At 70.4% G+C, this 24,916-nt stretch carries 20 protein-coding genes; 17 read left to right on the top strand and 3 right to left on the bottom strand.

Annotation, left to right across the window (positions count from 1 at the left end; genetic code table 11):
• Nucleotides 1-18: 18 nt before the first annotated feature.
• The gene (locus ACFWX1_RS29960; RefSeq protein WP_378392958.1) at nucleotides 19-525 is read right to left on the bottom strand and encodes a DUF899 family protein; all 507 of its coding nucleotides are present in this window, start codon (nucleotides 523-525) and stop codon (nucleotides 19-21) included.
• A gap of 170 nt (nucleotides 526-695) precedes the next feature.
• Between ACFWX1_RS29960 and ACFWX1_RS29965 the strand changes: the two genes are divergently transcribed.
• Nucleotides 696-1,316 (top strand): L-threonylcarbamoyladenylate synthase, encoded by a 621-nt coding sequence (locus ACFWX1_RS29965; protein WP_378329995.1) that lies wholly within the window; start codon nucleotides 696-698, stop codon nucleotides 1,314-1,316.
• Between the two features lie 88 nt (nucleotides 1,317-1,404).
• Here ACFWX1_RS29965 and ACFWX1_RS29970 read toward each other — a convergent pair whose 3' ends face one another.
• A complete protein-coding gene (locus tag ACFWX1_RS29970) occupies nucleotides 1,405-2,091 on the bottom strand; it encodes a winged helix-turn-helix transcriptional regulator (protein WP_378392960.1) in 687 nt (228 codons plus the stop codon).
• 63 nt (nucleotides 2,092-2,154) lie between these two features.
• On the bottom strand, nucleotides 2,155-2,997 hold the full coding sequence (locus tag ACFWX1_RS29975) for a BTAD domain-containing putative transcriptional regulator (protein ID WP_378392962.1): 843 nt from the start codon (nucleotides 2,995-2,997) through the stop codon (nucleotides 2,155-2,157).
• A gap of 549 nt (nucleotides 2,998-3,546) precedes the next feature.
• On the opposite strand from ACFWX1_RS29975, the gene ACFWX1_RS29980 reads away from it, so the two are divergent.
• The 16 genes from ACFWX1_RS29980 to ACFWX1_RS30055 all read left to right on the top strand — a co-directional run bounded on the left by ACFWX1_RS29980 (nucleotide 3,547) and on the right by ACFWX1_RS30055 (nucleotide 24,807).
• The gene (locus ACFWX1_RS29980; RefSeq protein WP_378392964.1) at nucleotides 3,547-4,458 is read left to right on the top strand and encodes a helix-turn-helix transcriptional regulator; all 912 of its coding nucleotides are present in this window, start codon (nucleotides 3,547-3,549) and stop codon (nucleotides 4,456-4,458) included.
• A gap of 26 nt (nucleotides 4,459-4,484) precedes the next feature.
• Nucleotides 4,485-5,480 (top strand): DUF1702 family protein, encoded by a 996-nt coding sequence (locus ACFWX1_RS29985; protein ID WP_378392966.1) that lies wholly within the window; start codon nucleotides 4,485-4,487, stop codon nucleotides 5,478-5,480.
• Nucleotides 5,481-5,618: 138 nt separating this feature from the next.
• Nucleotides 5,619-6,599 carry a DUF1702 family protein gene (locus ACFWX1_RS29990; RefSeq protein ID WP_378392968.1) on the top strand — a complete coding sequence of 327 codons (981 nt, stop codon included), beginning with the start codon at nucleotides 5,619-5,621 and terminating at the stop codon, nucleotides 6,597-6,599.
• Nucleotides 6,596-8,569 (top strand): CRTAC1 family protein, encoded by a 1,974-nt coding sequence (locus ACFWX1_RS29995; RefSeq protein WP_378392970.1) that lies wholly within the window; start codon nucleotides 6,596-6,598, stop codon nucleotides 8,567-8,569. The genes ACFWX1_RS29990 and ACFWX1_RS29995 overlap by 4 nt, the downstream gene beginning before the upstream one ends.
• Nucleotides 8,570-8,574: 5 nt before the next feature.
• On the top strand, nucleotides 8,575-9,564 hold the full coding sequence (locus ACFWX1_RS30000) for an enediyne biosynthesis protein (protein ID WP_378392972.1): 990 nt from the start codon (nucleotides 8,575-8,577) through the stop codon (nucleotides 9,562-9,564).
• Nucleotides 9,561-10,946: a cytochrome P450 gene (locus ACFWX1_RS30005; protein ID WP_378392974.1), complete on the top strand. Its 1,386-nt coding sequence runs from the start codon at nucleotides 9,561-9,563 to the stop codon at nucleotides 10,944-10,946. Before ACFWX1_RS30000 ends, ACFWX1_RS30005 begins: the two co-directional genes overlap by 4 nt.
• A 55-nt stretch (nucleotides 10,947-11,001) precedes the next feature.
• The gene (locus tag ACFWX1_RS30010; RefSeq protein ID WP_378392976.1) at nucleotides 11,002-11,568 is read left to right on the top strand and encodes a DUF5987 family protein; all 567 of its coding nucleotides are present in this window, start codon (nucleotides 11,002-11,004) and stop codon (nucleotides 11,566-11,568) included.
• Nucleotides 11,565-13,232: an FAD-dependent oxidoreductase gene (locus tag ACFWX1_RS30015; protein ID WP_378392978.1), complete on the top strand. Its 1,668-nt coding sequence runs from the start codon at nucleotides 11,565-11,567 to the stop codon at nucleotides 13,230-13,232. Before ACFWX1_RS30010 ends, ACFWX1_RS30015 begins: the two co-directional genes overlap by 4 nt.
• A gap of 143 nt (nucleotides 13,233-13,375) precedes the next feature.
• Entirely contained in the window at nucleotides 13,376-14,422 is a 1,047-nt protein-coding gene (locus ACFWX1_RS30020) for a carboxymuconolactone decarboxylase family protein (protein WP_378392981.1), read from the top strand.
• Nucleotides 14,423-14,641: 219 nt separating this feature from the next.
• A complete protein-coding gene (locus ACFWX1_RS30025) occupies nucleotides 14,642-20,473 on the top strand; it encodes an SDR family NAD(P)-dependent oxidoreductase (protein ID WP_378392984.1) in 5,832 nt (1,943 codons plus the stop codon).
• A 7-nt stretch (nucleotides 20,474-20,480) separates the two neighbouring features.
• Entirely contained in the window at nucleotides 20,481-20,951 is a 471-nt protein-coding gene (locus ACFWX1_RS30030) for an acyl-CoA thioesterase (RefSeq protein ID WP_378392986.1), read from the top strand.
• A gap of 1 nt (nucleotide 20,952) precedes the next feature.
• Complete coding sequence (locus tag ACFWX1_RS30035) at nucleotides 20,953-21,528, top strand: flavin reductase family protein (protein WP_378392988.1); 576 nt, start codon at nucleotides 20,953-20,955, stop codon at nucleotides 21,526-21,528.
• Nucleotides 21,529-21,542: 14 nt separating this feature from the next.
• A complete protein-coding gene (locus tag ACFWX1_RS30040) occupies nucleotides 21,543-22,619 on the top strand; it encodes an SDR family NAD(P)-dependent oxidoreductase (RefSeq protein ID WP_378392990.1) in 1,077 nt (358 codons plus the stop codon).
• Nucleotides 22,616-22,789, top strand: coding sequence for a DUF6222 family protein (locus tag ACFWX1_RS30045; protein ID WP_378329980.1), 174 nt, complete (start codon nucleotides 22,616-22,618; stop codon nucleotides 22,787-22,789). Before ACFWX1_RS30040 ends, ACFWX1_RS30045 begins: the two co-directional genes overlap by 4 nt.
• A gap of 195 nt (nucleotides 22,790-22,984) precedes the next feature.
• Complete coding sequence (locus ACFWX1_RS30050; RefSeq protein ID WP_378393024.1) at nucleotides 22,985-24,520, top strand: acyl-CoA carboxylase subunit beta; 1,536 nt, start codon at nucleotides 22,985-22,987, stop codon at nucleotides 24,518-24,520.
• Nucleotides 24,521-24,549: 29 nt separating this feature from the next.
• Complete coding sequence (locus ACFWX1_RS30055) at nucleotides 24,550-24,807, top strand: acyl-CoA carboxylase subunit epsilon (RefSeq protein WP_378392992.1); 258 nt, start codon at nucleotides 24,550-24,552, stop codon at nucleotides 24,805-24,807.
• The last annotated feature ends 109 nt before the right edge of the window (nucleotides 24,808-24,916 follow it).

Consider the following 24,916-nt stretch of genomic DNA (forward strand, 5'->3'; position numbering starts at 1 on the left):
GACGGCGGCCGCCGGGTGCTAGCCGCACGGGCCCGCCGGCGCGGGATCCAGGACGTCCAGCGCGCGCATGAGGAAGACCAGACCGGGTACCCCGATCGAGCCGATGTGGACGATCCCGTCCCCGGCGCGCCGGAAGATGCTGACACCGGGGATCTCGTCGTCCCACGTTCCCGCCGACACCCCGGACGTGGCGGGGAAGTCCGCGCCGAAGTCGTGGCCGATGACCGAATAACACGGCAGATCCCAGCCGAGGTTCCGCCGGTACTGCGCGAGCTTCCGGTAGCGCGCACGGGAAACCATGGCGAGCCGGCAGTCCGCGCGGAGCGGGCCGGACAGCATGCCCTCCACCTCCTCCGAGGAGGCCGTGCGCGTGATCCGGTCGGGGATGGTGTGGTGGACGAGGAGCCATTGGCGGTCCAGGAACATTTCACGAAGCGTGACCAGACCGTTGTCCCCTTCGAAGAGATAGGCCGTCATCGGGACCGGCCGCGCGGTCCCGGGTCTGACGAGTTCCGGCACTGTCATCGTGTATCCCTCCCGCACCGGCGATGTCTCACCGGGACACCGGAAACCGGATTCTCCGCGATTGTGCCCCCGGTGCTCGTGCCGGCGCACGGGCCCGGCGGCGAAGAGCGCACGCTGGAAGACGTGCGTGCCGCCGGGCCTCCGAAGGTTTCGCGGCCTAAACTTCCGACATGGCGAAGTACTTCGACATCCATCCCGAGAACCCGCAGCGTCGCGCGCTCGGGCAGGTCGTGGACATCCTGCGTGCAGACGGGCTGATCGCGTACCCGACCGATTCCTGCTTCGCGCTCGGCTGCCAGCTGGGCAACCGGGACGGGATCGACCGGATCAGGGCGATCAGAAAGCTGGACCATCGTCACCACTTCACCCTGGTGTGCCAGGATTTCGCGCAGCTGGGCCAGTTCGTGCACGTGGACAACACGGTGTTCCGCGCCGTCAAGGCGGCCACGCCCGGCCGGTACACGTTCATCCTGCCCGCCACCAAGGAGGTGCCGCGGCGGCTCATGCACGAGAAGAAGAAGACGGTCGGGGTGCGCATCCCCGACCACGGCGTCACCCAGGCCCTGCTCGCCGAGCTGGGTGAACCGCTGCTGTCGAGCACGCTCCTGCTGCCCGAGGCCGGTGAACCGCTGACCCAGGGCTGGGAGATCAAGGAGCTGCTCGACCACGTCCTCGACGCCGTGCTGGACTCCGGCGACTGCGGGGTCGAACCGACCACGGTGATCGACTTCTCCTCGGGGGAGGCCGAAGTCGTCCGCCACGGGGCGGGCGACGCCTCCCGGTTCGAATAGCCGCGCCGGGGCACGGCCGGGCGGGGTCGCGAGCAGGACGCGCCGGGAGAGGGGAGGCCCGGACGCGCCCCGCTCGCTCGGGGGCGGCTCAGCGGACGCTGAGGCCTTCGGGCAGGTCCGGCGGAGCGGGGATGTGGAAGAGCCGGGTGAACAGCTCGAAGTGCTGGGGCTCGCCGTCGATGTGGACCGCTCCGCACTGCAGGGCGTCGGTGGCGCGCAGCTGGCCGGTGAGGACGTCGATGAAGACCGGCCCCTGCGGCGTGATGACGAGGTCGGCGCCGGGGTGGGAGCCTTCGCCCGCCTTGACCGTCCCGTCGTCGACGATGGCGTGGACGATCATGTCGTCGGGGTGCCGGACCTCGAAGGTGATGTGGACTCCGGCGGCCGCCTCGGGATTGAACGTGGTGTACAGGGAGAGGATGGCGGAGTCGAGGGTGAACACCTGCTCCGGCCCGGGGTGGCCGAGGGAGCGGGCACCCCAGAGCCCGAGCTCGAGGATGATCTGGTCGAGTTCGCTGCCGTATTCGGTGAGTTCGTAGACGACGCCGGCGTCGAGCTGGGGGAGCACCCGCCGCCGGAGGACGCCGGACTGTTCGAGTTCGTTGAGGCGCGCGGAAAGGAGGCTGGTGGGGATCTTCGGCAGCGTGTGCTGGAGGTCGGTGAACCGCTTCGGGCCGAGCATCAGGTCCCGGACGACGAGCAGCGCCCAGCGCTCCCCGATGATCTCCAGCGCGCGGGCGAGGCCGCAGAACTGTCCGTACGTGCGAGTTGTCATACCTCGGTCCTCACATGATCTCGATGGGGCTCAACGATTTCCGGTGATCTCCGTCGTCCGGCGCTACACCGCTTGTTCGCCTTCGGACAACAGGTCGTGGTGCAGCACCTGTAGTTCGTCGCAGGGTTCCACGCCCAGTTCGCCGGTCAGCCGCGCGCGCAGGTCGCGGTAGACGGTCATCGCGTCGGACCGGCGGCCGCTGCGGCCGAGCGCCCGCATCAGCTGCCCGTGCAGTGCCTCGTCGAGCGGGTTCTCCGCGGCGAGCGACCGGAGTTCACCGATCAGCTCCAGATGCCTGCCGCTGTTGATCTCCGCTTCGAAGCGCAGATGCAGGGTGCCGCGCTGCTGCTCGAGCAGGTCCACGGTGTACCCGGACAGCACCGGTCCACAGTGGACGTTGGCGAGCGGCGGGCCCGACCACAGGTCGAGCGCGGCCCGGTAGGTCATGGCCGCCTCGGCGTGGCGGTGCTGGGACTGCAGTGCCCTGCCCTGCTGCTGGAGCCGGGTGAAGGTGTGGACGTCCACCTGCGCGGGGTCGATGCGGAAGACGTAGCCCGGCGGTTTCGTGACGAGCATGGTTTCCGCGTTGGCGGCCAGGTGGTTCTGCTCGATGCACCGGCGCAGATGGTAGACGTAGGTGTGCAGCGTGGTCCGGACGCTGCGCGGGGGCTGGTTGGCCCACAGCTCGGCGATGATCGAATCGCTGTGGACCATTTTCCCGGGCCGCAGCACGAGCAGGGCGAGGAGCTGGAGGATCTTCGGCGTGGTCGGCGCGTGGTCGACGCCGTCTCGGAGCACTTCGAGCGGCCCCAGTAACGTGAAGCGGACGTCGCCGCCGGAAGGGTCGGCCGCGCCCGGAGCGTGGGCACCGGCGAACCGGTCCGACAAGCCGCTCTCGGAGTACATCAGCGCGCCTCCACTCGATAGTCTTCATCCCCAGTGCGGACCTCGCGACGAACGTCGGAAAACGGGGTCCTGACATCGAATGTGACAGAGCCTCATCGCTCGATCCAGTGAACGGACCACTAGCGGCGGCGTGTGTTCCGCATGCTTCCGTATGCGTTTCACGGGTTTCTCCGGCGATGCCGGATCCTGCCGGTTCCGGTGCTCCCGCGGCCCGCGGAGACCGCGTTCGCGGACGGCGTATGCCTGGCCGATAAGCCGAAAGGCGGCCGGACAGCCGCCGTTGTCACCGAAAGCGGTGCCGCGGTCACTCTTCGCCCCTCGGGGGCCGACCGAGCCGGAGAAAGCGCTTTCCAGAGGCTGTGTAATACCCGCCGGCGACCTGCGTTCCGCACGGGGGACCCGTGTGTTCTTCCTTCCGGCCCGGTGCGGATCACACGGTGGAATTGTGCGGCCGATCCGTCCTCGATCGCTTGTCGACAGCATCGCGATCGGCGGCGTCTTGGCTGAACACCAGGAAAAAGAGCAGGAGAGAAATGCGGGGTTGGTCTCATGGTGCTACGAGCGGTCGCGTCCTTGACGAACGAGACGATGTCCGATGAACCGGAATGCCGTGTCGCGTCTTCGGCTTCGCCGTACCCGGTGCCGCCTCCCGTGCTGCAGGCGATCTCGTCGATGCAGGCGCGGTACTTCGAACCGATCACGTTGACGGACCTGGCTTCGGAGGTGTTCGTCAGCCCGTTCCACTTCTCGCGGGTGTTCGCGCGGGCCACCGGGGTGACGCCAGGGAGGTTCCTGACCGCGGTCAGGCTGTTCGAGGCCAAACGACTTCTGCTGACGACGTCGCTGACGGTGTCGGACATCGTGTGCAGCGTCGGCTACAGCAGTGTCGGGACGTTCACGAGCCGTTTCACCCAGGCGGTCGGGATGACGCCGACGCAGTACCGCGACCCCGAGGTGGGCGAGGTGCTCGTCGCCGTCGCGCCGCACTTCCAGCGCCTGCCGTCGCTGCACACCCTGCGCGACACCGGGTACAACTGCTCGTCGCTGCGCATGGGTACCGGGGTGATCACCGCCAGGATCGAGATGCCGAGGGGATCGGCTCCCGCCGACGTCCTGGTCGGCGTCTTCGCCGACGACATCCCGCAGAGCAGCCCAGTCGCGTTCGGCGGAATGGCGGGCGCCGGATCCGGCGAGGTGACGATCCCCGGCGTGCCGGAGGGGGAATGGACCGTGCTGGCCGTCGCCGCGCACGCACCGGGGACACCGGGCACGACCTTCTCGGTCGGCACTCTGGCCAGCCGGGTGACGGTCGGCTGCCACGGACGGGTTCGTGCCACCTTCACCATGCGCGAGCCGCGGCCCATCGAACCGCCCTTCGCCGTCACGCTCGCCGAGAAGCCGGCTCCGCTGCCCGGCCGGGTGGGGCTGCCCCGGCGGCCGTACCTGCGTGCCGTCGCCTGAGTACTACTATCCACAAAGGACGAATCATGTCGACGCTGTTCGGTCTGTTGCGCAAGAAGATGCTCGCGCCGTCGCTGGCTTCGGTGGGCTTCGCCGAGCGTGGTTTCCCGGTGACGCCGTCCGCGGCCACCGTGAAGCTCGAGGCCGTTCCGCAGGCGGTGGTGTGCGGGTTCGAATGGGCCATCGAAGGCGCGTCGCTGTGGGAACTGGAGCGGCGGCTGGAGCTGGTGGAACCGGAACAACGCGGATTCGCCTACGAGGGCGCGACCATGGGGTACACCATTCTCGACGCGATGCCGGGCGGCGGCCGGAACAGAACCCGTGAACTGCTCGAAGGGCCGGGAAAACCGCACATCTTCCTGACCTACATCGGGATCGGCTTCGCGATGGCGAGGCTGCCGAGGCCGCTGTGGAAGAACATCCTCCCTGAACTGTCCGGCGTTCCCTATCACCCGACGATGAGCTGGCTCGCCGTGGACGGCTACGGTTTCGACCGCGCCTATTTCGACACCCGCCGCTGGGTGGACGAGCAACTCGAGCCGGAACCGTATCCGTGGGCCGGCCACCCCGGCTACTTCTCGCGTGCCTTCGACCAAGGGGTCGGCCGCGCGCTCTGGTTCATCCACGGTGGTGATCCGCGCGCGGTGGCCGAGGCGGCGGGGCGTTTTCCCGAGCGGCGGCGCCCGGATCTGTGGAGCGGGATCGGGCTGGCCGCGACGTTCGCGGGCGGCTGCGACCGGGCCGGGCTCGCCGAACTGCGCCAGGCGTCTGGGCCGCATCACGACGAACTGGCGCTCGGTGTCGTGTTCGCGGTGAAGGCGAGGACGTTCTCCTCTTTCGTGCCAAGGCACACGATGACCGCCGCCGGGATACTCGCCGGTCTCACCGTGGAAGCGGCCCGCGCGCTGGCCGACCGCACCGAGGTGGCGCCGGACTTCGACGCGCCCGAACCGCCGTACGAGGTGTGGCGGGACCGGATCCGGGCGGACTTCTCGGCGGGCGACCAGCGCCGGGCGGGCTGAACCCGGCGCCGCGGCGCGGCCGGGCAAGGCAGGAGAACCGCGGGGGCAACGGTGAAGTAGACCGGCCTTCACGAAATATGTGAGCCTGAGTGAAAGAAATGCACGGAAGACTATTCTACCCGCAAGGGGGAGAGTGCGTTGGGCAATGGTTGGCGCGCGCTCAGGCGCCGTATCCTGACTCCGGACGTCTCGGAGACCTCACTGGACAAACGTGGTTTCCACAAGAAGAGCCTAGCCGCTCAGGAATTACTGGAGACGGTGGGTGAGAAGTTCCTCCTCGGGTACGCGCACGCGGTGGAGGCACGGTCGTATCGGCAGGCCGAAGAATGGCTGGAGCGCATTCCCGTGCAGTTCCGGGGCTTCGCTTACGAGGGTGCGGGAATGGGGTACGCGATGCTCGACGGGCTGCCCGGCGGCGGCCGTTCGCACATCACGGGCTTTCTCGACGGACCCGGTGACAAGCACAACTACATCATCTATGTCGGTGTCGGCTGGGCGATGGCGCGGCTGCCCCGGTTCCGGTGGCCGTCGCCGTCGGACTTCGATCCGTTGCTGCGCTGGCTCGTCCTCGACGGCTACGGCTTCCACCAGGCCTACTTCAAGACCGAGAAGTACGTGCGGCAGCAGTACCAGGAGCAGGGATTCCCCTGGCCGGACAAGGAACGGAGCGCGTACGCGCTGCGGGCCATCGACCAGGGCATCGGGCGGGCGCTGTGGTTCATCTGCGGCACCGACGTCGACCTCGTGACCGACACGATCGCCGGATTCGCGCCGGAGCGGCACGGCGATCTGTACGCGGGCGTCGGCCTGGCCTCGACGTACGCGTGCGGGGTCGAGGCGGAAGAACTGCGGAAGCTGGCCGAGTTCGCGGGCGAGCACCGCGGCAGGCTCGCACAGGGCAGCGCGTTCGCCGCCGAGGCCCGTGTCCGGGCCGGTCTGCTCAACCCCGAAACGGAGATCGCCACCGGGGCGATCTGCGGGCTGCCCGCCACCCGCGCGGCAGCGATCACCCAGGAGGTCCGCCCGGCCGTGGTGGTCGACGGCGACCTGCCTGCTTTCGAGACCTGGCGGCAGGAGATCGCCGACGGAGTGTTGGCACACGGAGGTGTGGAGGAATGACCGCGACCTTGGGCTGGCTGCGCAGGCAGCTGGCGGGCATCGTGGCGTTGGTGCTGGTGCTGGGATTGTTCATGGTCGCCCGGCTGCCCAGCGTCTCCGCCTCGGAGCAGGACACGATGGCGTCGAAGTACGCCTTCCAGCCGATGTCGATCGCGCTGCCCGCGGCGAAGAAGCAGCAGTCGATCCGGCCGGTGAACAAGACCTACGAGCACATCCGGGCCTGGGTCTCCTCGGTCGGTGCCGGGATCGCGATGGCGGATCTGTCGGGCACGGGCAAACCTAAGGACCTGTGCCTCGTCGACCCGCGCAGCGACCAGGTGGTCGTGACGCCGGTGCCGACGTCGGGTCCCCGGTACGCGCCGTTCGCGCTGGACGAGGCCCCGCTGCCGACGAACCCGGACATCGCCCCGATGGGCTGTGTCGCGGGCGACTTCAACGAGGACGGCCGCACCGATCTGCTGGTCTACTACTGGGGCCGCACCCCGGTCCTGTTCCTGGCCAAGGCGGACGCCGCGAAGTTCGACGCGAGCGCGTACGAACCGGTCGAGCTGCTGCCGGGCGAAAACCGCGCCAAGGACGGCACCTACAACGGTCCTCAGTGGAACACCAACGCGGCCACCGTCGGGGACTTCGACGGGGACGGGCACCAGGACATCTTCATCGGGAACTACTTCCCCGACAGCGCCGTGCTCGATCCGAACGCCGAGGGCGGCGTGCAGATGAACCAGTCGATGTCGCACGCGCCCAACAGCGGCGGGAAGCACATCTTCCGCTTCACCGGCGCGTCCGCGGGTGCGAAGCCGGCGGCGGCCTTCGCCCACGAGCCCAAGGCCATCCCGGAGTCGCTGCAGATGGGCTGGTCGCTCGCGGCGAGCGCGACCGATGTGGACGGTGACGGGCTGCCCGAGCTCTACATCGGCAACGACTTCGGCCACGATCGCCTGCTGTACAACAAGTCCAAGCCGGGACACGTCGAGTTCGCCGAGGTCACCGGGGTCCGCGGGATCGCCGACCCGAAGTCCAAGGTGCTCGGCAACGACTCCTTCAAGGGCATGGGCGTCGATTTCGCCGACCTGGACCACAACGGCCTGTACGACCTGTACGTCTCCAACATCACCACCTCGTGGGGCATCGAGGAGAGCAACTTCCAGTTCATGAACACCGCCAAGGACACCGCGGACCTGCGGGCGAAACTGGCCAAGGGCGAGGCGCCGTGGACCGACCGCAGCGCCGAGGCGGGCACCGCGTGGTCCGGCTGGGGCTGGGACGTCAAGATCGCCGACTACAACAACAGCGGCGACGCGGTGATCACGCAGGCGACCGGGTTCGTCAAGGGCCAGGTCAACCGGTGGCCGCAGCTGCAGGAACTGGCCACGGCGCACGACGGGCTGCTGTCGAACCCGTTCTGGTGGCCGAACGTCCGCGCCGGGGACGACATCGGCGGTGACCAGACGCTGCACTTCTTCGCCAAGAGCCCCGGTGGTCGCTATGTCGACCTCGCGCCGAAGCTGGGGCTCGCCGTCCCGGTGCCCACGCGCGGTATCGCGGTCGGTGACCCGGACGGGACCGGTTTGCTCGACTTCGCCGTCGCCCGGCAATGGGAAGCGCCGGTGTACTACCACAACGTCAGCCCGAAGCCCGGGAAGTTCCTGGAGCTGGAACTGACCACCGACGCAGCGAAGTCGGCGGGCCCGCTGACCGCGCCGGGCAGCCCGGCGATCGGCGCCGAGGTCACCGTGACCACGGCCGACGGCAAGAAGTACATCGACCGCGTGGACGGCGGCAGCGGCCACTCCGGCAGGCGCAGCCACCAGGTCCACATCGGACTCGGCGAGAACGTGTCCGGCCCGCTGAACGTGCACCTGCAGTGGCGGGACCGCACCGGCCAGCTCCGGCAGCAGGATCTCAAGCTGGAGCCCGGCTGCCACATGTTCCAGCTCGGTACCCAGGCCATCCAGGAAGGAATGTGACGGTCATGGCCCAGACAACGGCCCCGGCGGCGCCGAGGCACACCAACAAGGTCGTGACCGCGCTGCGGCGGTTCGCCATCTCGATCACCGTGTTCAACATCGTCGGCTACACGCTGCTCGGCTTCGAGCAGCCGTGGCTGTACCCGTTCATCGCGCTGGCGACCGCGTACGCCACGGAGATCGGCCTCGAGATCATCGGCGCCAACGCGCAGAAGCGGCCGGTCCGGTTCAAGGGCAACGGGTTCAAGGGGCTCGCCGAGTTCCTGCTGCCCGCGCACATCACCGGGCTCGCGCTGAACATGCTGACCTACGTCAACGACCAGTGGCTGGTCATGGTGTTCGGCGTGGTCGTGGCCGTCGGGGCGAAGTGGGTCCTGCAGGCGCCGGTGCGGGGCAGGCTGCGGCACTACATGAACCCGTCGAACTTCGGCATCACGGTGATCCTGCTGGTGTTCCCGTGGGCGAGCATCGCCCCGCCGTACCACTTCACCGAGAAGGTCGACACCTGGATCGGCTGGCTGATCGTGGGCATCATCATCGTGTCGGGCACGGTGCTCAACGCGATGCTGACCGAGCGGATGTGGCTGATCGGCGCGTGGTTGATCACCTTCGCGCTGCAGGCCGTCGTGCGTGGCCTCGTCTTCGACACCGCGATCCCCGGCGCGCTGGGCATGATGACCGGCGTGGCGTTCGTGCTCTACACGAACTACATGGTCACCGACCCGGGCACGACACCGTCGAAGCCGTCTTCGCAGATCCTGTTCGGCTCCGGGGTGGCGCTGGCGTACGGCTTCTTCATGACCGTGCACGTCGCCTATGGCCTGTTCCTCGCCACCGCGTCGGTGTGCCTGATCCGCGGGTTGTTCCTGTGGGGCCTGCACTTCTCGAACAAGGCACGGCTGAAGTTCGAGGCCGAGCAGGCGAAGCTGGCTCAGCTGCCGAGTTCGGACAGCGACACGAAGCCCGGCGCCGGATCCGGGGCCATCGCGGCATGAGCAGTCACCAGCACCCGGCCCGGACGGCGCGGCCCGCGCCGCCCGGGCCGCCGCGGCGGCGGACGGTCAAGCTGCTCAAGCAGTTGTTCACCGACCGGCTCGCGCTCATGTCCGACTCGGCGGCGGGCTACGGCGACGTCGTCCGCATCGCGATCGGGCCGAAGGCGATGTACCTGGTGAACCATCCGGAGCTGGCCAAGCACGTCCTCGCGGACAACAGTGCCAATTACCACAAGGGAATCGGCCTGCAGGAAGCCCGGCGCGCACTCGGGGACGGGCTGCTCACCAGTGACGGCGAGACCTGGCGCGCGCAGCGCCGGACGATCCAGCCGGTGTTCCAGCCCAAGCGGATCGCGCGCCAGGCGGGCCTCGTGGCGTCCGAAGTGGACGGTCTAGTCGAACGGCTCGCGGCCCAGGACGGCCCGGTCGAGGTCCTGCACGAGATGACCGGCCTGACGCTGGGCGTGCTCGGCAAGACGCTGCTCGACGCGGAACTCGGCGGTTTCGAGACGCTCGGGCACTCCTTCGAGGCCGTGCAGGACCAGGCGATGTTCGAGGCCGTCACGCTGAGCATGGTGCCGGAATGGGCGCCGCTGCCCAAACAGCTGCGGTTCCGCGCCGCGCGCGACGATCTGCGCCGGATCGCCGACGAACTGGTCGAACAGCGCCTGGCTAATCCGGTCGAGGGCGGCGAGGACGTACTGTCCCGCCTCATCGCCTCGGCCGGTGACGACGTCGAGGGCGCCCGTGAACGGATGCGGGACGAGCTGATCACCCTGCTGCTGGCCGGGCACGAGACGACGGCGAGCACGCTGGGGTGGGCGTTCCACCTGATCGACGAGCACCCCGAGGTCGGCGAGCGGTTGCACGCCGAGGCCGTCGAGGTGCTCGGCGACCGGTTGCCGGCGCACGAAGACCTTCGGAAGCTGCGCTACACCGCGATGGTCGTCGAGGAGGTCATGCGGTTGTACCCGCCGGTCTGGCTGTTGCCGCGCGTCGCGCAGGCCGACGACGAGATCGGCGGCTATCACGTCCCTGCCGGCTCCGACGTCGTCGTGGTGCCCTACACCCTGCACCGGCATCCGGGCTACTGGGCCGATCCGGAACGGTTCGATCCCGAACGGTTCGACCCGGACAACCCGGCGGGCAGGCCGCGGTACGCCTACATCCCGTTCGGCGCGGGGCCGCGGTTCTGCATCGGCAACAGTCTCGGCGTGCTGGAGGCGGTGTTCGTGCTCGCCATGGTTTCCCGCGCACTGCGGCTGCGCAAGCTGCCCGGCTACGAGGTCGTCCCGGAAGCGATGCTCTCGCTGCGGGTGCGGGGCGGGCTGCCGATGACCGTGCACCCCAGGACCACCCAGACGCGGTCGCTGGCCGCGTGAATCCACTAGGGACAGTGCCGTCGGCGCTGCCCGGTTTCGACGAGGAGGTAGGCCGGTGTCCCCAGCCACCGACGAGGAACGCGTCAAGATCCTGACTCTGGAGGCCTACGCCGACACGATCGTGCCGGGGGAGAAGCGGTCCGAGGACGACCGCGCCGTCGCCGGGGCCTCGGCGGGTCCCGGCGCGGTCGAGGCGGGCGCGCTCGAACTGCTGCACACCGACGCGACCGGCGTGACCGCCGGGCTGCCCTACCTGGCCCAGTCGCTCAACGACCACGCCAAGACGTACGCGGGTGAGCACGGCCTGGTGCTCGACGACGACGTGCCGCCGTTCGTGGCCCTGCCCTTCGAACACCGGACCGCGCTGGTGCGTCAGCTGACCGCGCCGGGACATCCGGAGAAGGACGGCTGGGTGAGTCTCGCGTTGTTCTGCAACATGGCCTACGACAGCGCCGCGCACCTGCACACCGCCGAGGCGATCCGCGCCGGGCATCCCGGCCTGCTGGCGATGGGCTACCGCGAGCCGGACGCCGACGGGTTCTGGCGGTTCCCGAAGTTCTCCTACGGCCGGAAGCTGGCCGAAGTCCACCCCGACACGACGCCTTCAGGGAGCCCAGCGTGAGCGCGATCGAGAAGACTGACGTCGTCATCGTCGGCAGCGGTTTCGGCGGCTCGATCCCCGCCTACCACCTCGCGGCGGGCGGGGCGAAGGTCACCGTACTGGAGCGGGGCCCGTGGCTGGCCACCGACGAGTTCGAGCACGACTACCTGCTCGGCTCGTCCTACACCCGCGCGTTCGACTTCGTCGTCGGCGACGGGATGAGCGTGCTCGGCGGCAACTGCGTCGGCGGCGGCAGCGTGGTCTACTTCGCCGCGATGCCGCGCGCGCCGCGATTCGTATTCGAACGGCACGGCAGCATCGGCCGCCGGATGTGGCCGCACGCGCTTTCCCGCGACGCGCTGGAGCCGTGGTACGACCGGGTTTCCGAGTCGCTCCCGGTGTCCACACAGGACTGGAACGACGTGTCCTACGCCGGCGGGCTGTGGGCGGCGGCGTGTCACCATTCCGGGCGCACCGCGAACCCGGCGCCGGTCGCCGTCGACAACGACCGCTGCGTCAACTGCAACTTCATGATGGCGGGCTGCAAATTCGACGCCAAACGCTCGCTGCTGACGAACTACCTGCCCGCGGCGCTCGCGCACGGCGCGAAGATCCGGCCGCTGCACGAGGTGCAGAAGCTGGAGCGTACCGAGGACGGCGACTACCGGGTGCACTTCACCGTCGTCGACGACGAGGACTACCGGGTGCACACCGGCTCGGGCGCGATCGACGCGAAGATCGTCATCATCGCCGCCGGCGCGGGCGCGACCCCGGTGATCCTCCAGCGCTCGGAGGCCACGCTGGGCACCATGCCGCACGCGGTGGGCCGGTACTTTTCCGGCAACGGCGAGCGGCTCAACACCGCGATCCTCAATGAGGACAAGGTGCGCGAGGTGCTCGGACTGTCCCGTGAGGACGGTCTGGCGTACGCGGCCAACCACATCGGCAAGGGCCCGACCGTGGCGAACTGGGACAAGCTCGACGGGTCACTCCCCGAGTACGAGCGGTACTCACTGGAGCAGTTGTACTTCCCGCCGGGGCTGGGCACGATCCTCGCGCAGGTACCGGACGGGACTGTGTCCGATAAAGACGGGCCTCGGTGGTTCGGGGTGCAGAAGAAGGAAATGCTCAAGCAGTGGGCGTCCTGGCTGACGATCTTCCTGATGACCGAGGACGACAACGAGGGCGTGTTCGGCACTCCACCGCCCACCGGCAACGCGTACCGCATCTCGCAGCAGATGCTCGGCCGGGGCGCGCTGCGCTACGACCCGACCGAGAACACCCGCCGCGGCTGGGCGCTCGCGGACGCGGAGTGCAAGGAGATCATGGAAAAGGACGGCCTGGCGAAGGTCGCGCCGTGGACCAACGACGTCGTCGGCGCCTACACCGTGCACCCGCTGGCCTCGTGCCGCATCGGCGACGACCCGGACACCTCCGCGTTGCACCCGAACCACGAGCTGCGCAACCACCCGGGCATCTTCGTCACCGACAGCGCGTCGGTGCCCGGCGCGCTGACGGTCAACCCGGCGATGACCATCGCCGCGCTCGCCGAACGCGCCGTGCCCGGCATCGTCCGCGCCGCCCGGGAACGCGGCGTCGACGTCACCTACGGCGCCCCGGCCCCCGACGGCTCCACCACCGGCCGCCGCGCCGTCAGCAAACTCAGCCTCGTCGCAGGCAACTGAGGTACGAAACCGCGATCTCGCGTGATCAGAGACGCATCTCGCGTGATTGAACGGAGATCTCGCGTGATTGGACGAGATCTCCGTCTGATCACGTGAGTGCGCTTTCTGATCACGTGAGTTCGCCGGTAGCGGGAGGTGACCGGATGACGCCGGGAGTGGTGCGGGTCGCGTTGCGGCGGGCGGTGCGGGAGGTGCGGTACGTCGAGGTGGTGCGGGCTCGGCGGGCGAAGGGGCTCGTCGGGCGGGTGTACCGGCAGATCGAGCAGGACTTCGGGATGCTCGCGCCGCCGGTCGCGCTGCACGCGGCCGCGCCGCCGGTGCTCGCCGCCGCGTGGGCGATGCTGCGGGAGTCGCTGATCGCGGGTGGGGCGGCGAGCCGGGCGCACAAGGAGGTCGTCGCGACGTCGGTGTCCGAGGGGAACGCGTGCCCGTACTGCGTCGAGGTGCACGGGATGACGCTGGGCTCCCTGGGGTCTTCCGTCGAGGCCGCTTTGATCGAGAGTGGCGAGTACGCCGCGATCGAGGACACCGACACCCGGGAGCTTGCGCGCTGGGTCCGTGGCGACGGGCCGCTCCCCGACGGCGTCTCCTCGGCGACGGCGGCGGAGCTGACCGCGGTCGCCGTCGTCTTCCACTACCTCAACCGGATGGTGAACGTCTTCCTCGGCCCGTCGCCGCTGCCGCCCGCGGTGCCCGCCTCGGCGCGGCCGAAAGTCCGGGACGTCCTCGGCCGGTTCCTCAAACCTGGGACGCCCCCAAAGCCGGGCGCAGCGCTCGAACTGCTGCCGGAGCCCACAGCGAATAGTCCACTATGGATGGACGAAAACAGTGTCACCGCCGACGCCTTCGCCAGGGCGGGGGAAACGATCACCGTGGCGGCGGACTGGATCCCGCCGGATGTCCGGCGGCTGGTGACGCGCGAGGTGGCCGCCTGGGACGGACGGCCACCCGGCCTGAGCCGCGCCTGGCTGGAACCCGTGCTCGCCGAGCTGCCCGGGGACGAACGTCCGGCGGCCCGGCTCGCCCTGCTCGTGGCGAAGGCCGCCTACCAAGTGGGCGCAGACGACGTGCGCGATTCCGGCCTCGAGGATCGGGCCCTGATCGAACTGACGGCGTGGGCGAGTTTCACCGCCGCCGCCGAGCTGGGGTCCCGTCTGCGGCACGGCGCGGCCCGCCGGGTGATGCCCTGACGTGGCGCCGATTACGCGGCCGTGCGGACGAATTCGCCCGGCACACAGGGAGAAGACGGGAAGGGGGGCTCGGATTCATGCTTGATCGGACTGCGCGAAGCGGACCGGGACCGGGGCCGGTGCCGTCTCGGCAGGCACGACAGCGGGACAGTTCCTCCCGGTGCGACAGGGCCGGGTGGCCCGACGAACGGCCTGAGAGCTAATGGGAGTGCGGTGGGCATGAGCGTTGAGCGGATTGCGATTGTCGGGATCGGACTGCGGTATCCGGACGCGCGGTCTCTGGCGGAGCTCTGGGAGAACGTGCTGGCCGGGCGCCGGGCGTTCCGGCGCCTGCCCGACGAGCGGATGAACCGCGAGGACTACTACTCACCCGACCCCAAGGCCCCGGACCGGTTCTACGCGCAGAAGGCCGCCGTGCTGCGCGACTTCGAGTTCGACCGGGTCCGGTACAAGGTCGCGGGCAGCACTTTCCGCGCCACCGACACCACGCACTGGCTGGCCCTCGACGTCGCGGCGCGGGCACTGGCCGACGCCGGGTTCGCCGACGGCGAGGGCATGCCGAAGCAGACCACCGGCGTTGTCATCGGCAACAGCCTCACCGGCGAGTTCTCCCGCGCGAACATCATGCGGCTGCGCTGGCCCTACGTGCGCCGCACCGTCGCCGCCGCGCTCGCCGAACGCGGCTGGGACGACGACGAGACCGTGACGTTCCTGCGTGACCTCGAAGTGCAGTACAAGTCGCCGTTCCCGGAGATCAACGAGGACAGCCTCGCCGGCGGGCTGGCGAACACGATCGCCGGCCGGGTCTGCAACCACTTCGACTTCGCGGGCGGCGGGTACACAGTGGACGGTGCGTGTTCGTCCTCGCTGCTGGCGGTCGTGAACGCCGCGAACGGGCTCGTGCAGGGCGATCTCGACGTCGCCATCGCCGGCGGTGTCGACCTCTCGATCGACCCGTTCGAGGTCATCGGTTTCGCCAAGACCGGCGCGCTGGCCAAGACCGAGATGAAGGTCTACGACGCCGATTCCAACGGGTTCTGGCCCGGCGAGGGATCCGGCATGCTCGTCCTGATGCGCGAGAGCGACGCCGTCGCACAGGGCAAGCGCATCTACGCCTCGATCAGCGGCTGGGGTGTCTCCTCCGACGGCAAGGGCGGCATCACCCGGCCGGAGGCGGCCGGGCACCGGCTGGCGATCAGCCGTGCCTACGAGCGCGCCGGGTACGGCGTGGAGACCGTGTCGTACTTCGAGGGCCACGGCACCGGCACCGCGCTGGGCGACGCCACCGAGATCGAGGCGCTGTCCACCGCCCGCCGGGACGCGGACCCGCTCGCCGCGCCCGCCGCGCTGGGCACGATCAAGGGCAACATCGGGCACACCAAGGCCGCGGCCGGGGTCGCCGGGCTGATCAAGGCGACCCTCGCGGTGTACCACCAGGTGATCCCGCCCGGCACCGGGCAGTTCGCACCGCACGAGTCGCTGCTGGGCGACTCCGCGCGGATGTACGTCCCCGGTGAGGCCGGGCTGTGGCCCCCGGAGCAGCCCGTGCGCGCCGGCGTCTCGGCGATGGGCTTCGGCGGGATCAACTCGCACATCGCGGTCACCGAGGCGCCGGGCGCGGCGCGGCGGCGCGTGCTCGACGAGCGGACCCGCGCGCTGGTTTCCGGACGGCAGGACGCCGAGCTGCTGCTGCTCGACGCCGCCGACTTCGACGCGTTGCGTGCGCGGATCACCGAACTGCTCGACTTCGTGCCGAAGCTGTCGCTGGCCGAGCTGACCGACCTCGCGGGCACCCTGTCGGCCGAGCTGACCGGCAAGCCCGTCCGCGCCGCGATCGTCGCGACCACCCCGGAGGACGCGGAACGCAAGCTGCTCCGGCTGGCGGAGCTGGTGTCCGAAGAGGACGGTGAGGTTTTCGCCGTCACCGAAGGGATTTTCGCCGGTTCGCGGACCGGGGTGCCGAGAATCGGTTTCCTCTTCCCCGGGCAGGGATCGGGCAAGGGCACGGTCGGGGCCCTGCGCCGCCGCTTCGCGGGCGTGGAGGAGATCTACCGCGCCGCGGGCCTGAACGTCGCGGGCGACCAGGCCGCCACCGAGATCGCCCAGCCGCGGATCGTCACCGGGTCGCTGGCGGCGTTGCGCGTCCTGCGGCACCTCGGCATCGAGGCCGACACCGCGGCCGGGCACAGCCTCGGCGAGCTGACCGCCCTGCACTGGGGTGGCGCGCTCGACGAGCACGAGGTGCTGCGGCTGGCCAAGATCCGCGGCAAGGTGATGGCCACGGCGAGCGCGGGCGACGGCGCGATGGCCGGGCTCGCCGCGAGCCCGAGCCGCGCCGAAAAGCTCAGCCAGGGCGAGGATGTCGTCATCGCCGGGTACAACGCGCCGGGCCAGACGGTGATTTCCGGCCCCGCCGCCGCGGTGGAGCGGGTGTGCGACCGTGCCCGCGCCGAAGGCGTGACGGCCACCCGGATCAACGTCTCGCACGCGTTCCATTCGCCTTCGGTCGCCCCCGCCGCCGAGGCGATGACCGAGCAGCTCGCCGGATTCGACTTCGCGCGGCTCGACCGGCCCGTGGTCTCCACGGTGACCGGTGACGTGCTCCACGCCGCCGAGAACCTGCGCGAACTGCTGCGTGACCAGATCGTGCTGCCGGTGCGTTTCCGTGAAGCCGCCGCGAAGGTGGCCGAACGCAGCGACCTGGTGATCGAGGCAGGCCCCGGCCGTGTCCTTTCCGGACTGCTCGAGGAGATCGCCCCCGGCAAGCCCGTCCTTTCGGTCGACACCGACAGCCCGACGCTGGGCGCGGTCCTGCGGGTCGCCGCGGCGGCCCACGCGCTGGGCGTCACGATCGACACCGGTGCGTTGTTCACCGGCCGCGTCGTGCGGCCGTTGCCGATCGACGGCGAGTTCAGCTTCCTGGCCAGCCCGTGCGAGGCGGCTCCGGCGATCGACGCCGAGCTGGCCCGCGAACTGGCCGCCGAGCGCGAGCAGCAGGCCGCGGCGGCCGAGGGCGCCGGGGCCGAGAGCAGCGGGAGCACGACCCTCGACCTGCTGCGGAAGCTGGCCGCCGAGCGCGTCGAACTGCCGCTGGAGACCGTCACCGCGGACACCCACCCGCTCGACGACCTGCACCTGTCCTCGATCACCGTGGGGCAGCTGGTCAACGACGTCACCCGGGCACTGGGCCGTCCCGCGCTGGAGGGCATGCCGAACTTCGCGACGGTGTGCCTCGGCGACCTCGCCGAGATGATCGACGAGCTGGCGCAGACCGCCAAGCTCGAAGACGCCAACAGCGCGGCCGAAGTTCCCGGCGTCGGCCCGTGGGTCCGGCCCTTCTCGGTCGACTACGTGCCCGCGCTGCGGCCGAATCCCGATCTCACGCCCGGGTTCGCGGCCGCCGAATGGCAGGTCTTCTCGACCCCGGGGCACTCGCTGGCCGAGCCGCTGCGCGCGGCGCTGGCCGGTGCCGGTCTCGGCGACGGTGTCCTGCTGTGCCTGCCGGGGGACTGCGACGCGTCGAACGTCGGCCTGTTCCTCGACGCGGGCCGCGCGGTCATGGCCGCGCCGAACGGCACGAGGTTCGTCGTGGTGCAGCACGGACTCGGCGCGTCCGGGCTGGCGAAGACCCTGCGGCTCGAAGACCCGTCGGCCCGCACCACGATCGTCGATCTCGCCGAGCCGTCGCCGGCCGACCCGGCCGGTATCGAAGAGGCCGTACAGACCGTACTGCTGGAGGTCGCCGCGACCGACGACTTCACCGAGGCCCGGTACGACGAGCGGTGGACGCGCACGGTGCCGAAGCTCGGCGCCCTGCCGCCCGCACCGGTCGGCCCGATCCCGGAGCCGCTCGACGCGACCGACGTCCTGCTCGTCACCGGCGGTGGCAAGGGCATCACCGCCGAAAGCGCGCTGGCACTGGCCAAGGACTCCGGCGCGAAGCTGGCTCTGCTGGGCCGCAGCGACCCCGCCGACGACACCGAACTGGCGGAGAACCTGCAGCGGATGGCCTCGGCGGGCATCACCTACCGGTACGAACGCGCCGACGTCACCTCGGCCGAGCAGGTGGCCGCCGCGGTCGCCGCCGTGCAGGCGGACCTGGGCCCGGTCACCGCGGTCCTGCACGGCGCGGGACGCAACGAGCCCGCCGCGTTGTTCAGCCTGACCGAGGAGAGCTTCCGCACGACGCTCGCGCCGAAGATCGGTGGCCTGCAGGCGGTACTCGACGCGGTGGATCAGGACCGCGTCAAGCTGCTCGTCACCTTCGGCAGCATCATTGGCCGCGCCGGTCTCCGCGGTGAGGCGCACTACGCCACCGCGAACGACTGGATGACCGAGTTGACCGTCCGATTCGGACAGACGCACCCGAAGGCGCGGGCGATCGCGCTGGAGTGGTCGGTCTGGTCCGGCACCGGCATGGGCGAGAAGCTCGGCGTGGTCAGCGCCCTCATGCGCGACGGCATCACGCCGATCCCGACCGAGGAGGGCATCGCGATCCTGCGCCAGGTGCTCGGTGATCCCGGCGCGCCGTCGGTGCTGGTGGTCTGCGGACGCACCGCGGGGCTGCCGACGCTGCCGGTGGAGAGCGAGGAACTGCCGCTCACCCGGTTCGTCGACCGCGCCGTCGTGCACTACCCGGGCATCGAGCTGATCACCGAGGCGGACCTGTCCGCGGGCAGCGACCCTTATCTGGCCGACCACCTGCTCGACGGGGACCTGCTGTTCCCGGCCGTGCTGGGCATGGAGGCGATGACCCAGGTCGCCTCCGCGACCCTGCGCGGCAGCCAGGTCACGCCGGTGCTGGAGGACGTCGAGTTCCTGCGCCCGATCATCGTGTCGCCGGCCGGGACCACCACGATCCGGCTGGCCGCGCTCGCGGTCGACGCCGAGACGGTCGACGTCGTGCTGCGCAGCGGCGAGACCGGGTTCAGCGCCGACCACTTCCGGGCCCGGCTGCGGTTCTGCCGCCCGGCCGAGCTCGGCGAGCGCTCCCCGCGCGACGTCGCGCTGCCACCGGTCCCGGTGGACCCGGTGACCGAGCTGTACGGCTCGGTCCTGTTCCAGGGCAAGCGATTCCAGCGGGTGCTGGGCTACCGGCGGGCGAGCGCGCGGCACGCGGTGGCGGAGATCGCCACCGGTTCGGACGTCTCGTGGTTCGCGCCTTTCCTTCCGCAGCAACGACTCCTGGCCGATCCCGGCACGAGGGACGCGATGATGCACGCGATCCAGTGCTGCATCCCCGACGCGACGTTGCTGCCGCAGGGAATCGAGAAGCTCTACCTGGCCGAGCCGGGCGCACAGGACCTCGAATACGTCCTGCTCGACGCCCGCGAACGCGAGCAGGACGGCGACAGCTACGTCTACGATCTCGACGTCCGCAATCCCGACGGGACGCTCGTCGAACGCTGGGAAGGGCTGAAGCTGCGGGCGGTCCGCAAACGGGACGGTGCGGGGCCGTGGGTCCCCTCGATGCTCGGGTCCTATGTGGAGCGTGCGGCCGAGCGGATGCTCGGCGGCAGCCGGTCGGTGGTGCTCGAACCGGACCCGGTGGACACCGAGGTCGCCACGATCGCGCAGCGGCGGGCGCAGACCGCGCTGGCCGCGGGCCGCGCGTTCGACCGGCCGGTCGAGATGCGCTATCGCCCCGACGGGAAGCCGGAAACCGACGGCGCCGAGGTGACCGCGTCGCACACGTCCCGGCTCACCCTGGTGGTCGCCGGGAGCGGGCAGGTCGCCTGCGACATCGAGACCGCTGTCGAACGGACCGAAGAGGACTGGGCCGGCCTGCTCGGCGAGGAACTGCTCGCCGTCGGGCAGCTGCTCGCGGCCGACGCGGGCGAGCCGGCCACAGTGGCGAACACCCGGGTCTGGAGCGCGCTGGAATGCGTGCGCAAGACCGGCGACATGACCCAGGCACTGACCGTGCGCCGGGTCGAGGCCGACGGCTGGGCGCTGCTGGCGTCCGGGCAGTTCCGCATCGCCACCTGGGCCACCACGATCAACGACCGGACGGACCCCGTGGTCTTCGCGGTCCTCCAGGGTGAGGAGTGAACGGGCAATGGCCGACTACTACGAGATCCGCCACACGGTCGGTTTCGAGGAGACCAACCTGGTGGGCAACGTCTACTACGTCAACTACGTCCGCTGGCAGGGCCGCTGCCGCGAGATGTTCCTGAAGGAGAAGGCGCCGGCGGTACTCGAAGAGGTCCGCCACGACCTGAAGCTGTTCACGCTCAAGGTCGAATGCGAGTTCTTCGCCGAGATCACCGCGTTCGACGAGCTGTCCATCCGGCTGCGCCTGGAGGAGCTGACCCAGACGCAGATCCAGTTCACCTTCGACTACGTGCACCTGACCGACGAGGGCGAGCGGCTGGTGGCGCGGGGACGGCAGCGGATCGCGTGCATGCGCGGGCCCAACACGAACACCGTGCCCTCGCGGGTTCCCGAACAGCTGCGTGCGGCGCTCGCCCCGTACGCCACCGGGTCCGTTCGGGGGCTGGGCGGTCCTAACGACGGCAAGGGGGAGTGACGTGATCGACTCCGGCGACGACTTCGACCGTCCCGCGCTGAACCGGCTGGTGCCGGCCCAGCCGCGGCGGCGGTTGTCCGAGCAGGCCGGGCTGCGCGAGGTGATGGGGCGGTTCGCCACCGGCATCACGGTGCTCACCGCGGGCGGGGAGCGCGGCCACGGGATGACCGCCAACGCGTTCACGTCGGTCTCCCTGGAACCGCCGATGGTGCTGTGCTGTGTCGCGCGCGCCGCGCGGATGCATCAGGCGATCGTGGCCGCCGGCTCGTACGGCGTTTCGGTGCTCGGCGGCGAACAACGCGAGCTGGCCAGGTACTTCGCCGACTGGCGGCGTCCCGCGGGCATGGCGCAGTTCGAGCCGGTCGACTGGGCGCCGGGGCCGCGGACCGGCGCGCCCCTGCTGACCGGCGCGCTGGCCTGGGTGGAATGCGAACTGGCCGAGATCCACGAAGGGGGCGATCACTCGATCTTCGTCGGCAGAGTGCTCGCCTCGAGCCGCAGCACGAGTGCCGAAGCGCTGGTCTTCTACAACGGCGGCTACCACCGCGTCGACGGCCGCGTCCGGGCCACGGCCTGAACCGGGAGCGGACGATGGACATCAGCGTCACCGGCGGCACCGGTTTCCTGGGTGCCCACTCGGTCGCCGAGCTGCTGCGGCGGGGACACCGGGTCCGCGTGCTCGCGCGTGACCCGGACCGGCTGCGGCCCGCGCTGGAGCCGTTCGGCGTCGACTCCGGTCGCGTCGACGTGGTCGCGGGTGACGTGCTCGACGAGAGCGCGGTGGCGCGGCTGGTGCGCGGCGCCGACGCGGTGTTGCACGCCGCGTCCGTGTATTCCTTCGACAGCAGGCGTCGCGCGGAAATGAGGCGTACCAACGAACGCGGCACCGAGGTCGTGCTCGAAGCCGCTCGTGCCGCCGGTGCCGGACGGATCGTGCACGTCTCGACGGTCGGGGCGTTGTACCCGTCGGTGGCCGCGACGATCGGTCCGGAGTCACCGGTCGCCGCGCCACGTGAGACGTACCTCGCGACCAAGGCGGCGGCCGACCGCGTCGCGCGGAGGCACGCGGCTGACGGCGCACCGGTCGTCATCAGCTACCCGTCCGCGCTGATCGGGCCGGACGATCCGTACGTCGGCGACCAGAATGCCCGGCTGCGCAACGTTCTGCGCGGCCTCATGCCGTTCTGGCCGTTGGGCGGCCTGCCGATCGGGGACGTCCGCGACACCGCCGTGCTGCACGCGAACCTGCTCACCGGGCCGGTCGCCGGTGCACGGGTTTTCGGGCCGGGACACTGGGTTCCGACGCCGCGTTATCTCAGCGTGCTGCGTGAGGTCACGGGTCGGGCGCTACCCGCGCTGTTCCTGCCGCCGCGTGCGATGGTTCCGGTGGGGAGATTCGCCGACCTCGCGCAACGGGTGTGGCCGTGGACCATCCCGGCCGAGTACGGCGCCATCCACGTCTGCGCCGTCGCGGTGCCGGTGGACGGCGATCCGGCCGTCACCGGTGGCGTCGTGGCCCGCCCGTTGTCCCGGACCGTGCGGGACACGGTCGCCTGGTTGCACCGGCGGGGGCTGCTGACCGACCGGCAGGCGGGCGCGGCGGCGGGACGGAAAGCGGACGGACCGGTGACCGCCGGTTCGACAGGAACGGAAGAGGTGTTGTCATGACGACGAACGAGGCCAGGGACACGGGGGTGGCCGCGCCGGAGCAGACGGCTGTGCTCGTCCCGATGCCCCGGCTCGGCCGCGGTATCCGGTGGAGCGACATCCTGGCCGAAATCGAACGCGACAACCGGGCCCGGTCCGGCGGAGACGAGCGAGTCCGGGACGCGGCATGAGCGAAGCGAGGCGATCGCGTGAGCACGGGCGGTGAAGCGGGAGCCAGGGCCACCGGCGACGACGTCGTGGTGGCCGGCGGCTCCGGCTCCCGCCGCGGTCACCGCAGGCTGCCGCGTCCCGGCGGCGGGGACGCCCACGTCATCCCGCTGGCGCGGGGTGCCGAACCGGTGCACCCGCCCGCTCCGGACATGCCGATGGTGCGAGCGCGGCGGGACGAACTTCGCGCGCACATCGTCGAAGGCCGGTTCGAGGGGGTCCGGCGGCAGCACTCGCTCGGCAAGCTCACCGCGCGGGAACGGATCGAGCTGCTGCTCGACGCCGATTCGTTCACCGAGATCGAGCTGTACCGGCGGCACCAGGCGAGCGGGCTGGGGCTGGCGGAGAACCGGCCCTACACCGACGGCGTGATCGCGGGCTCCGGCACGATCGACGGCCGCCGCGTGTTCGTGTACGCCCAGGACTTCACCGTGTTCGGCGGTTCGCTCGGCGAGGCACACGCCGCGAAGATCCAGAAGGTGATGGATCTGGCGATCAGCACGGGATCGCCGGTCATCGGGCTCAACGACAGCGGCGGCGCGCGGATCCAGGAAGGCGTGTTGTCGCTCAACGGTTACGGTGGCATCTTCCGCCGTCAGGTCGAGGCTTCCGGCGTCGTGCCGCAGATCAGCGTCGTGCTCGGTCCGTGCGCGGGTGGCGCCGCGTATTCGCCGGCGCTGGCGGACTTCACGTTCATGGTCCGCGACACCGCGCGGATGTACCTGACGGGCCCCGACGTGGTCGAAGCCGTCAGCGGGCACCGCGTCAGCCACGAAGAGCTCGGCGGTGCGGACGTGCACGGCACGTACTCCGGCGTGGCGACCGTCGTGCACGACGACGAGGAGAGCTGCCTCGAGGACGTCCGCTATCTGATTTCCTTGCTGCCGGGGAACTATCTCGACCCGGCGCCGGACGCCGGGGCGCGTGGCGCGCATCGCGACCGGCGTCCCCGGCTCGCCGAGATCGTCCCGGTGGAACCGAACCGGCCCTACGACATGCGCGAGGTGTTCGCCGAGCTCGCCGACGACGGCGAGTTCTTCGAACTGCACGAGGGCTGGGCCCGCAACGTGCTGTGCGCCCTGGCCCGCGTCGACGGCGCGGTGGTCGGGCTCGTCGGGAATCAGCCGATGGTGTTCGCCGGTGTCCTGGACGGTCCCGCCTCGCAGAAGGCCGCGCGCTTCGTGCGGTTCTGTGACGCCTTCGGCATCCCGCTGGTGACGCTGGTCGACGTGCCCGGCTTCCTGCCCGGTGTCGAGCAGGAACGCTCCGGCATCATCCGCCAGGGCGCGCAGCTGCTGCACGCCTACTGCGAGGCGACGGTGCCGCGGATCCAGGTGATCCTGCGCAAGGCCTACGGCGGGGCGTACATCGTGATGGACTCGCGCTCGATCGGCTGCGACCTTTCCCTGGCGTGGCCGACGAACCAGATCGCCGTCATGGGCGCGGAGGGCGCGGTGAACGTGCTGTTCCGCCGCGACCTCGCGGCCGCGAAGGACCCGGACGCGTTGCGGGGCAAGCTCGTCGCGGAGTACACCGAGGAGTTCATGAACGCCCAGTACGCGGCCGAACGCGGCCTGGTGGACGACATCATCGACCCGGCGGACACCCGCGCGGCGCTGGCCCGCGGGCTGGCGATGGTGCGGGACAAGCGCAAGGCGGCGCCGTCGCGCAAGCACGGCAATCTGCCGATCTGAGTCTGTTCGGAGTCTGTGGGGTGCGGCTGATGACGGGTGACCTCGCCAGGGAGTCCACAGTGGATTCTCCCGTGCTGCGCGTGGTACGAGGTGTGCCGGACGAGGTGGAGCTGGCGGCGCTGGTCTCCGTGCTCGCCGGTCTCTCCACAAGGAGTGCTGCCTGCGTTGCTCGAGGTGCTCGGGGTGCTGGGGAGGGGCGACGGGTCTGGGCGCATCCTGTTTGGCGGCCCGGCACTCCGCCGCGTGCTGCCCGCGACGCGTGGCGCGTCTCTCTGCTGCCGCGGTAGCTTCCGGAGCTTGCCGGACGCGACAGCCGCCGCCGCGCCGAGCCTTCCCGCGCCTGCCCGAACGCCGTGAAGGGGGCCTTCACAGCGCTCAGCGCCCTGAAGGACCCCT

It is taken from the genome of Amycolatopsis sp. NPDC059021 (assembly GCF_042739895.1).
GTDB lineage: Bacteria > Actinomycetota > Actinomycetes > Mycobacteriales > Pseudonocardiaceae > Amycolatopsis.